General features: G+C 30.0%; 9 protein-coding genes. 1 reads left to right on the top strand and 8 read right to left on the bottom strand.

All coding sequences use genetic code 11. From position 1 onward, the window contains the following. The first annotated feature begins 20 nt into the window (after positions 1–20). The gene (locus tag ABDZ69_RS10400; RefSeq protein WP_343769355.1) at positions 21–494 is read left to right on the top strand and encodes a pyridoxamine 5'-phosphate oxidase family protein; all 474 of its coding nucleotides are present in this window, start codon (positions 21–23) and stop codon (positions 492–494) included. A 239-nt stretch (positions 495–733) separates the two neighbouring features. On the opposite strand, the gene ABDZ69_RS10405 is transcribed toward ABDZ69_RS10400, so the two are convergent. From ABDZ69_RS10405 to ABDZ69_RS10440, 8 genes are all read right to left on the bottom strand, one after another. Next, positions 734–1,522: a response regulator transcription factor gene (locus tag ABDZ69_RS10405; RefSeq protein ID WP_343769357.1), complete on the bottom strand. Its 789-nt coding sequence runs from the start codon at positions 1,520–1,522 to the stop codon at positions 734–736. Further along, positions 1,515–3,233 (bottom strand): sensor histidine kinase, encoded by a 1,719-nt coding sequence (locus ABDZ69_RS10410; RefSeq protein ID WP_343769359.1) that lies wholly within the window; start codon positions 3,231–3,233, stop codon positions 1,515–1,517. Before ABDZ69_RS10410 ends, ABDZ69_RS10405 begins: the two co-directional genes overlap by 8 nt. Before the next feature lie 95 nt (positions 3,234–3,328). Next, positions 3,329–4,993, bottom strand: a complete 1,665-nt coding sequence (locus ABDZ69_RS10415; protein ID WP_343769361.1) for an ABC transporter permease — start codon at positions 4,991–4,993, stop codon at positions 3,329–3,331. After that, positions 4,980–6,089 (bottom strand): ABC transporter ATP-binding protein, encoded by a 1,110-nt coding sequence (locus tag ABDZ69_RS10420; RefSeq protein ID WP_343769363.1) that lies wholly within the window; start codon positions 6,087–6,089, stop codon positions 4,980–4,982. Before ABDZ69_RS10420 ends, ABDZ69_RS10415 begins: the two co-directional genes overlap by 14 nt. 70 nt (positions 6,090–6,159) lie before the next feature. Then, positions 6,160–7,221, bottom strand: a complete 1,062-nt coding sequence (locus ABDZ69_RS10425) for an extracellular solute-binding protein (protein ID WP_343769365.1) — start codon at positions 7,219–7,221, stop codon at positions 6,160–6,162. Positions 7,222–7,615: 394 nt separating this feature from the next. Further along, positions 7,616–8,740 carry a radical SAM protein gene (locus tag ABDZ69_RS10430; RefSeq protein WP_343769367.1) on the bottom strand — a complete coding sequence of 375 codons (1,125 nt, stop codon included), beginning with the start codon at positions 8,738–8,740 and terminating at the stop codon, positions 7,616–7,618. Between the two features lie 274 nt (positions 8,741–9,014). Next, positions 9,015–10,163, bottom strand: a complete 1,149-nt coding sequence (locus tag ABDZ69_RS10435; protein ID WP_343769369.1) for a toxic anion resistance protein — start codon at positions 10,161–10,163, stop codon at positions 9,015–9,017. 18 nt (positions 10,164–10,181) lie between these two features. Then, positions 10,182–11,621: a 5-bromo-4-chloroindolyl phosphate hydrolysis family protein gene (locus ABDZ69_RS10440; RefSeq protein ID WP_343769371.1), complete on the bottom strand. Its 1,440-nt coding sequence runs from the start codon at positions 11,619–11,621 to the stop codon at positions 10,182–10,184. Positions 11,622–11,831 lie beyond the last annotated feature (210 nt).

Raw genomic sequence — 11,831 nt, forward strand, 5'->3', positions numbered from 1 at the left:
TATGATAAGGAGGATATATTATGCAACACCGTATGAAAACACACCCTTTGACCGAACAACAGATAAACCACTTACTTCAACGAACACAAACCGGCAGTTTGGCAACACTGAATGCCGATGGCACACCGTACATTACTCCATTCCATTTTGTCTATTACGATAATTCAATCTTTGTCCATGGGCTACCAAAGGGCAAAAAGCTGGACAATATTGCCCAGGATTCCAGAGTTGGATTTTCTGTTTATGAAATGGATAAACTGCTGCTGGACCCCAACGGAAACCCATGCGATACAAATACAAAGTATGAAAGTGTGATTATCTCCGGTACTGCCAAACTTGTGGATGATATGGATGAAAAAAGAAATGTGCTAAAAAAAATCGTGGAAAAATATACACCTCATTTGGTAAACTATGAACTTCCAAACAATATGATTAAAGGTACAGCGGTGATACAAATTGATGTAACAGAAATCACGGGAAAATACTACTTATAGTAAACGCACATTGTCCATTAATTAAAATTTTTATAAAAAATAATAGATACTTGTTTTCAAAACCGCCCCAAATGGAATAAAAAACTGCTGTTGTTGCGGTTTTGAAACAAAGCTTAATTTGTAATTACATTGCTTTTGAATGCATCAAACCCCATATGTTTATAAAATCCTACCCCTTGTAGTGTTATTTAGCCTCAGTTATGGATCTATATAGCAGAAAATAGATTCATATCTCCACTTCAATCATTTACATCTTTTATAAACTCAGTAGGTGATTTTCCTATATATTTTTTGAATACTTGACTAAAATATTTATAAGTTTCAATACCTACGCTATCTGCTATTTCATATATCATAAGATTTCCTTGTTTTAATAGTTCTACAGATTTTAAAATCCTATATCTATTTAAAAAGTCGTTGAATGTATAATTTGTTTCTTCCTTAAATATTGAGTTTAAGTACACTGTAGATAGATTATATATTTTACTTACATCCGTTATAGAAATTTTTTTAGGATAATTTTCTTGTATATAATCTATCATATTTTTTACATAACTTGATTTCTTTTTAATATTACTATAATGAGTAATATCTAATATATCTTTATAAATATTTGTCTTATCTAGGGAGCTTACATATTCTTTAAACTTAGTTTTTTTATTTATTTTAACTTTTAAATTGTTAATTGTTTCCGCTAATTTTTTAAAATCTATAGGTTTTAGTAAATATTCACTTACTCCTAAAGAAATAGCCTTTTTGGCATACTCAAATTCACTATAACCTGAAATAATTATAGCTTCATATTTATATTTTTCTATACTTTCTTCTAGCATTTGAATTCCATCTTTGAAAGGCATCCTAATATCTGTAATAACAATATCAGGTGCTAAGCTCTCAATCATTTTTAATCCTTCTTCTCCATCCCTTGATTCACCTACTACAATGCATTCTATTTCTACCCAATTCATCATATAGATTAATCCTTTTCTTATAATGTCTTCATCTTCAACAATTAAAATTTTAAACATTTTTATCATCCCCTACTATAGGAATATTGAATATAATTTTAGTGCCTTGTTTATACTTACTCTCAATATTTATTCCATAACTATCTCCATATAGGATTTTTAAAACTCTTTGTACATTATATATTCCTATATGGTCTAATACTTCATCATTTTTATTTAGTGTTTCCTTAAGATATGTAAGCCTGTCCTCCTTTATTCCCTCCCCATTATCCTCTACTATAACCTCTATATTATCTTTAACTTTTTTAATAATTATATTTATTTTTAAATTTTTGGTATTTTCTATGCCATGTTTTATGCTATTTTCAATTAGAGGCTGCAATATTAATTTAGGAAGTTTGTAATTTACTATATCTTCATCAACTTCTATATTATATTCCAATCTTTCATTAAACCTTCTTTTTTGTAAAGTTAAATAGCTTTCTATATATTCAATATCAGTATTAATAGGCACTTCTATATGCCCATAATTAGAGTTATATCTCATCAAGTTTGCGAAGCTTACAATCAAATCAGAGGCTAGTTTAGAATCAAATATAATTTCATACCTTATCATTTCCATGATATTATAGACAAAATGGGGATTAAACTGGCTTTCTAGCTGCTTTATCTCCATTATTCTTTTTCTTTCACTAATCTCATTATTGTTCTTTATTAAAAATTGAATTTGCTTTGTCATATTATTAAATTCATTAAATAATATTTCAAACTCATCAAAGGTATTAGACTCAATTTTATAATCTAAGTTCCCTTCCTTTAATTCACTTACAGCATAGTTTAAGGCATTTAAGGGCTTTAGACTTTTTTCTATTATTTTAGGTAACAATAAGCTTATTACAATTATTATAATTATAGTTATTATAAGTAAAAATATTATTCCTATTATGAGAAAATCCTTATACCTATCAATTGAAGTCATTGTTATAATTTGAAGATCACCATCTCTAATTTTATTAGAATTTATGTAATAAAGTTGTTCATTAAAATAAATATTATCACTTTTAAATTTAAAATTTTCTATGCTTAACTTCCCCATAGTATTTACTATGGAATTATTATTTGTATATACTATATAGTCAAACTTATCCATAATAATAGTTATATCAACATTTTTATTACTAATCCACTTATCTAAACTATCACCCTTCAGGAAAAAAAGTAAGTATCCTTCAATATTACTATTTTTTATTACTTGCCCAAATAGTAATGGTGACTCTTGCCCATGTTTAAATTTAATTTGATTTAAATTGCTATATAATATTTTTTTATTATTTCTTAAACTTAGCATTATTCCTTCTAACATATTATCATTTGTTAGTAACATTCTATTTTCATCGTATAAGCTGGTTGTGATTATATTTCCTTTATAATCTAGCAATACAAAGTTTGATTTTATGTTTCTTTCATTACTAAATTTATATAATAACCTATTAGTTTCTTTTAAGTAGCTTTTGTCATTAAAAGATTTTAAAATATAATTATCCTTATCTATATTTTTCATTGAATTATTGTAAACATCGTATTCTTTCTCAATTATCCTACTTAAATTATCATTGACAATATCATTGGTTTTAATTATTCTTTCTTTAAAATTAAAATAAAGCGATGCGATAAACATTAAAAATATTACAGCTATAATTATAATAGTGTATAAAAATAACATTTTACTTATATAGTCTTTAAATTTGTTGGATCTTTTAAACAATTTCACATAGCTTCCTCCCATTTATAATTTATAGTTATTATACTACAAATTATATTATTCGTGGAAAATAGTAGCTAAAAAAGAAGCCTTAAAGACTTCTTTTATATGCTTAATTCTTTTTTACCAGTTACTTTAAAAAATATTAACAATGAAACTATAGAAGTTAATGTTAAAACTGTGGAATATGCAGCTGCATTTCCATAGTTTCCACGTATTACTTCTGTATAGATGGATACTGTTAAGGTTTGAGTTTTTGTAGTGTACAATATAATTGATGAACTTAACTCACTTATAGTAGTTATCCAGCTCATAATAGCACCAGCTATTACCCCTGGCATCATCATAGGAATAACTACCTTTGTAAAAGCTCCCACCTCAGTCTCACCTAAACTAATAGCGGCCTCCTCAATACTTGGACTTATTTGTCCTATTATTGCCGTACTAGATCTTATAGTGTAGGGAATTCTTCTAATTACAAAGGAGACTATCATAATTAAAGCTGTTCCACTTAATAATAAAGGCGATTTGTTGAAGGCAAATAAATAAGATATACCTAAAACTGATCCTGGTATTATAAATGGAAACATAGTTATAGTATCTAATATAGATGTTAATATATTGCTTTTTCTAACAGTTAAATATGATATAAGAACTCCAAGTACAATGATGATAATTATAGCAATTATACCTAATTTATAGGTATTTAATATTACCGAATTATTCTTTGACAATAAAGTGGCTTTATAACTATCTAAGGAGAACCCCTTTACAAACACTTGTCCACCTCTATTTTTCTTAAAGGATGTATATATAACTACTATTTGTGGAAGTATGGCTAAAAACACTGTGAAATATACAAATAAATGTGCTGTAATATTTTTTATTCCTTTAGCTTTTTCCTGAATCATTGGTTTAAGTGCTGTCATTGAGAATGAATAACGTTTTGCTATTATTCTTTGAATTAAAAATAATATTATAGTAACTGCAATGATAATTACACAAAGGGCCGCTGCAAATCCATCATCTCCTCCAACCTCACTCATATATTGATTATAAATTAGAACAGGCATAGTCTTATAACCTTCACCTATGAGCATAGGAGTTCCAAAATCTGCAATTACACGCATAAATACTAATAAAGCACTGGCTAATACTGTAGGCATAACCAATGGTATTATTATCTTAAATAGACGCTCTACACTTGTATACCCAAGGCTTTCTGCTGCTTCATTTAGTGAGTTATCCATATTTTTCAACGCACCTGATATATATATATACACTAATGGAAATGATTGAAGACTCATTACAAGTACAATACCTAGAAAGCCATAGATTCCATTAAAATTCATACCGAAAACACTATTTATAAACTTTGTTACAACCCCACTTCTACCTAACAACTGTATCCATGCATATGCTCCAATAAAAGGCGGCGATAAATAGGAAATTATTATAAAGATTTCTAAAATTCCATTTCCTTTTATCTTAACTTTTCTCATTAAGTATGCTATAGGTAAACCAATAACAACTGCTATTAAGGTACTTACTATGGTTACTTTAAAGCTGTTTATTAATCCTATCCAATAAAACTTCTTGGTGAAAAACTTTTGAAAATAACTTAAAGTAAAAGATCCGCTATTAGGATCTATGATACTCTTTTTTAGTACAAGTAAAAGAGGGTAAGCAATAAATAGAAAAAATACTGCCAATATAACAATAGTTATAATCTTCCATATATTTATAGGTTTCTTATCATGTTCTTTCATTTACTTCACCTTCTTTTATTAAGCTTTTAGTACCTTCTTCATTAAAGATATTTATTTTAGATGGTTTTATATTTAATTTAACCTTAGTATTATTTTGAATAATACCAAAGGTATTTGTATTTTCTATGGCCTCAATAATACTGCCATCTAAGAGCTCTATGAAATAATGAGTATTTATTCCCAAAAAAATACTTCCCTTTATAACACCATCTATACCGTTACCTTCTTCTGATATTATAAAGTCTTGTGGCCTAACAGAAACAATCACTTCTTTTCTATCTTCCACATCTTCTTTTAAAATAGTAACTTCTTGATTATATTCATCTCCAAAATCTAAATAAACCCCTTCAGATTTTTTTCTTATTTTAGCTTTTAAAATATTTGTGGTTCCAATAAAACTTGATACAAAAGCATTTTTAGGTCTTCCATATATCTCCCTTGGAGTTCCTATTTGCTGAATAACCCCCTTATCCATTACAGCTATTCTATCGGAAACTGCTAAGGCTTCTTCTTGGTCATGGGTAACATATACAGTAGTTATTCCTATTTGTTGTTGGATATCTTTTATTGCATTTCTCATTTCTACTCTTAGTTTTGCATCTAGATTAGAAAGAGGCTCATCCATTAATAATACTTGAGGATAAGTAACTATGGCTCTAGCTAAAGCAACCCTTTGCTGTTGTCCACCTGATAATTGATCCGGCATTCTATTTTTGAATTCTTCAATCTTTACCACTTTTAATATTTCATCAATCTTAGCTTCCATTTCCTGCTTTGTTAGGTTTTTCTTTTTTAGTCCAAATGCAACATTATCCTTTACAGACATATGTGGAAATATAGCATAGTTTTGGAATACCATCCCCATATTTCTTTTATTAACAGGAATATTGTTTATAATTTGATTATTAACCTTAATTTGTCCATCTTCAATACTGTTAAATCCAATAATCATTCTTAATAAAGTAGTTTTTCCACATCCAGATGGTCCTAATAATGTAAAAAATTCTCCTTCATTAATATCTAAGGATAATCCATCTATTACTGTTTTATCTCCATATTTTTTTGTTACATTTTCAATACTAATTGCAACTCCCATATTTACACCTCACTATAATTGATTAGGTAGCATATTAATATGCTACCTAATGTTTTTGATAATTTTGAAATTATTTCAATGAGTTTTCTAATACTTCATTATATTTGGATACAATATCATTTTTATGCTCTGATACCCATGCCTCATCGTAATTTTTTGCTAAAACTATCTTATCATTTGGTACCATATATTCAGCAAGTTTTGCATTTTTTCTTAAAGGTCTTACTGTTAATTCTGAGCCTACTAGGTTCTGAACTTTTTCTGATAGAACATAGTCTATAAATTTCTTTGCATTTTCAACATTTTGAGCTCCTTTAATAATTTGAACTGATTCTCCTGGAAAAATGGCTCCTTCTATTGGAAATACTACTTTTACAGGAGCTCCATTTTTAATATAGTTAACAACAGGGTCTTCCCAAGTTAATCCTATAGGATATTCTCCATCGGCAACACTTTTATGAAGTTGTCCTGAACTCTTCATGATTTTTCCATCAAGATTAGCTATAAACTTGTCTACAAAGTCCCAAGCTTTATCGGACATTGGATCTCCATCCCCCATTGCATAAAGCATAGCTGCTAATGATTGGAAAGCAGAACTTGAATTAGCAGGATCACCAAATGCGATTTTACCCTTTAGTTTTGGATTTAATAAATCTGCAAATCCTTCTACCTTTATATCTCCTATTAAATTAGTATTAACTATAAAAACTGTTGGATCTGCAAAAGCTGGTGAGAAAAATCCAGTTTTATTTTTAAATCCTTCCATCATATTTTCATTTTCTGGTGAAACATATTGCATAAATAAATCTTTTTTTGATGAAAGCATTGTTTCATCTGCAGCCCATAAAATATCACCCATTGGGTTATTTTTTTCTGACTCAACTCTTTTAACAAGCTCTCCTGTTCCAGCTGTTACTAAATTTATCTTTATTCCTGTTTCCTTTTCAAAGTTTGGTATAACTGCATTATTAAGACTTTCACTACGTGCAGTATAAACAGTTAAAGTTTTACTATCTTCTACTTTTCCTTCATTTTTATCAGCTGTTTTAGGCGAACTAGAACAACCTACTGTAATTAAAGAAACACTTAAAATTAAAGCTAACGATTTAAAAAAAGAGTTTTTTCTATTCATTTCTTTCCCCCCATTTTATAGTATAAAGCTCATAAACTTAATCTTTATCTATATAGTCCATATTGTTTTTATTTTATCCGTTATGCAATGAAAGATTTAGTATTGAGCTTACTCTTATAATAAAAATTATATTGTAAAAACGTTTTCAGGTATATACTATAAAAAAAAACAAATGTCTAAAATAAATAACTAAATATTTCTTTTAAGATATTTTTAACCAAATAAAAATACCCTCAAAACTTTAGTCTGAGGGTATACAAAACATACTTCAATATTTACTTAAAATCCTTAGTTTTCATTCATATTCAATTTCATTGTTTTATGTGGTATTGAATATGCACCTCTCATAGGAGTGTTTCTAGCTTTTTAAGGAAAAACAAAATGATAAGACTCTCTAAAAAAACATCTCTCCTGCTTTATAGCCCTCAGGCAATTCTTCTTCACTTACAAATTTGAAATTGTCATCACGTAGTATTGGTAAAAATACTTCGTATGGCATCACAGAAAACTCACTGGTATAACTACTTGCTCCAAACCACTTGCCTTCTTTGCTACTCAAGTTCAAGTTTCTGGCAAATTTTGTGGAGTTAGAGCAATCATGAACTGCTAAATCCCAATTTTCTTCATCGGCTATTTTCATGAATTTCAGAGTTAATTCCCTGCTCCAAATTGGAGATATATAGCCATGTCTAGAAATATACATGTTTTCTCCATAATAATTGTCTATATTATTATCATTTAAATGTAATTCTGCACAATTAATAAAATCCAGTTTTGTATCTAATATAGCTTGTTTTTTCTTAAAAAATCCTTCAAAAAACTCAGGAGTCATTGGCGTTTCAATACCTACATTTTTAATGTATTTTTTCGCTATTCCAATATTTTCAATAACTTTGTCTGAACAATTAGAGGCACCCAGGTTGAAACGTATCTCGTCAAGACCAGCTTCACCTAATGCTTTCAATGTCTCTTCTGTAGCCAAAGTACCATTTGTATATAGATGTTGGTGAATTTGAGCATTCCTAAATTTCTTTATAACAGAATAGTATTTTTCAATTTCCATGAATGGCTCTAAATAAACGTAGGAAACACCAGTAGGTTTCTGTTGTATGGAAAGAAGTAAATCAATATCCTTCTCATAAAATTTTGTGCCTCCGATTTCCCACATACCTTCGCCAACTGGAGCAATATCATTTAGTTCTCCATAATTATAACAGAACTTACACTCTAAGTTACATTTGTTGGTTTTCCTAATTGCACTAAGCCCAGTTCCCAACAGACAAGAACGACATCCCTTGGCAAATTTACTTTCATTTCCTACAAAAAGAGTTCTATTCTCTAAAGTTTTCAAACCTTTAATTTCTGACATTAACCTATCATTTCTGTGATCGATTGCCGCTTCAATTTGCGCAAAGGTAGAGTAAATGATTTCTTGTTGTTTTGTCATTGGTTCCTCGCCCTCTGGTAATATTGAAAAAAATTCAAACCATATCAATGCATCTTTTTTTGAAATTTTCATAACATGTCCTCCTCTAATTAATCGTCCTGAAGATTCAACTTAAATCTTCTTGCTGTACTTTTTATCATATTCTTCTAAATACAAAGGCACTCCACGTGTTTCCTTTTGGGATATATTACTCAGAGCACTTTGCTCTATTTATATATACACACAAATGAAAACCCTCGAATGTGTGTACATGCACCCAAGGGCTTCAAATAATTGATATTACTAACTTTTAACTATATGTGTTTTCTTTCGAGCCTTACTACAGTTTCAACAAGCGGAGTTTTCATCAACCTCTCATTTCTAAAAGTTTAGTTCTCAATTCTTCCTCAATTCTATTCAACTCAATCTCTGCTTCCTTCCTCTTCTGATGACCTTCTGTTTGAATACGCATAACTTCATCAAGGGTCTTTATTAATGACTCATTGGTAATACGAAGTGTCTCAATGTCCACAATTCCTCGTTCTGATTCCTTTGCTGTTTCAATAGTTGCCATTTTAAGTGTTTCAGCATTTTTCCTTAATAACTTATTGGTCATATCCGTTACTTCCCTTTGAGCTTTTGCAGCCTGACCTGAATGGGTAACTCCCAAGGCTAGAACCATCTGACTTTTCCATAGTGGAATTGTGTTTACAATAGTGGACTGAATTTTTTCAGCCATTATGGTATCATTGCCTTGAACCAAACGAATCTGTGGTGCCATTTGGATTGATATTATTCGAGTTAATTCTAAATCATGAATTTTTTTCTCAAAACGGTTGCAAATAGCAGTCAAATCATTAACAGCCTGGGCATCCTCTGGCAAACCACTGGCAGCAGACTTATTTATCAATGCAGGCAATTCTTCAGCATGAACCTTAGCCAGCTTCTTTTTACCTGCTAGAATATACATGGAGAGTTCTTTATAATAGGTCTTATTAAGTTCATACATTTTATCAAGCATTGCTATATCTTTCATCAACTGTATCTGATTACTTTCCAATGCCTCACAGATTTTATTTATATTAACTTCTGCTTTATCGTATTTTGCTTTCATTGCCGTAAGTTTGTTAGATGATTTCTTAAAGAACCCAAAAAATCCTTTCTCTTCTTCTTCTACATCAAAACTTTTCAGTTCCGTTACCACACCAGAAAGCATATCACCAATTTCGCCCAAATCTTTTGTTTTAACATTATTTAATGCTGTCTCAGAAAAGTCCGCTATTTTCTTTTGAGCTCCTACCCCATATTGGAGAATCTGATTGGATTTATTTAAATCAATCTGATTTGCAAAATCCTCCACCATCTTTTTCTCTTCAGGCGAAAGTATACTTTCATCAAATACTGGCTTTTGACTATGAATATCTTCCTTATTTAGTATGCCTTTTCCTTGTTCTTCTTGAGTTGATGTATCATCACTAAAAGGATCAAAAGTTAGTGTTGGTAATTCATTATTCATTTTCTGCCCTCCATAGTTTTATTTTTTTACTCTCATACTCTTCTCTGTTAACCCTTCTTGGGCAAACATAGTTTCTAATACAGATATATCCGTTGATATATCCATTGCTTCATCCTCAAACAAACCATCTAATAAATTTTCAAAGGCAAGATTAATGGTGTCCATTGTTTCCTCTATCTCTTTCTTTGCATTAGAGATATTCTCTCCTTGTACAGTCTGATAATCTAATCTCCTATAAGCATCCACCAGTTTTAATGTTGTTGGCAGGAAATATTCCGTAAATTTCTTTATCTCAGTAAACTTTTCTGGGTGAACTTCCACATAATCAAAAATTTTTCCTGTTACTTCTTCTAATCTATCTAATTTGCGTGATATCTCCTCACCTGGAATTGCGATATTTGCATCTTTAATTTCCAAGACGAATTTTCTTCCTTCATCAATGGCTTTTTTAATTTCTGGTTTCAGCTCATGATTTTCACTATTTTTTTCTTCCTGTGTGAAATCCTGCTGCGTCCTCTGATGCTTCTGCTTTTCCTGCTCTTCTAAATTCTTCATTTTCATATTTTCCTGCAACTTAAGATATAATCCATAGCATTCGTTGTTTAACATAAAACATGTATTTTTATCATCAATATGTCCTTCTGGAAACATGCCAATGGAAATCATATTTTGTAGGTCTTTCACCGTAGATTTATCGCTTAGGCCTGTTACTGAAGAAAAATCCTTAATCAAACAATAGTCACGGTTATGCATCTGTGCTATATACCTTTGAAATCTCTTTAATCTTTTACGAATTCGGCTTCCATTCATACATGAAATTATACTTACAATAAAAAAAGGTATCAGCCCTATAGCAATGGTATGAAATATTGCCTTACCTCCAAGCAAATATCCTAATACTGTTAATACAGTTATTCCTATTCCAAATGCAGTGCTTCCTATGATTCCAAATACAGTAAACAATGTTCCTGACACCTGTCCTACTGGAACTGTAAACTTAGTTGGCTTTAAAGCTGCTTTGTCCTGTCTGTAAGAATTATTGTAATTACTCATGGTATTATAGTTATCTTTTTGTTGTTTTGGTTTTTCTTCCTCAAATGTCTGCGAATTTTTTCCATATCTCTGCTGATAATCATTAGTATTACCAGTCTGACTATTCCAAGTTTGACTATCCCAAGTCTGACTGCTCCATGTTTGGCTGTTCCATGTTTGATTGTTCCAATTACGACGATTCTCTCGCTTCCAATCAATTGAACTTCTAACCTCATCAAGCGCACCTTTAACAACATTCTCAATATCTCGATTTAATCTTTTAAAATCCCCATTGTTCAAAGCATCCTGAACTATATTTTTAATCTCATCACCTAAATTATATTTACCCCACTTATTCATTTCCGCCTCCCAACGATTAACTTTAGAACATGTCTTTCTCAATAACACCAAATCTATTTTCATCATTTTTTAAATCATATCATATCTTATTTTCTAAATCAATTCATTGCAATAATTTACAATAAACTATCATAAGTTCACATTCATCCTTTATATTATATTATATTATATTCCTCTATTCATTGCATTATTTCTAATACTAGTATCTCATTAACTCTCCCTTGATCTTATCTTCCTTCTCCTTTAAATCTAGTTTTAGGCATGGAAAAAGAGCTG

Source organism: Clostridium malenominatum (genome assembly GCF_039521365.1).
Lineage (GTDB): Bacteria > Bacillota > Clostridia > Clostridiales > Clostridiaceae > Clostridium_AW > Clostridium_AW malenominatum.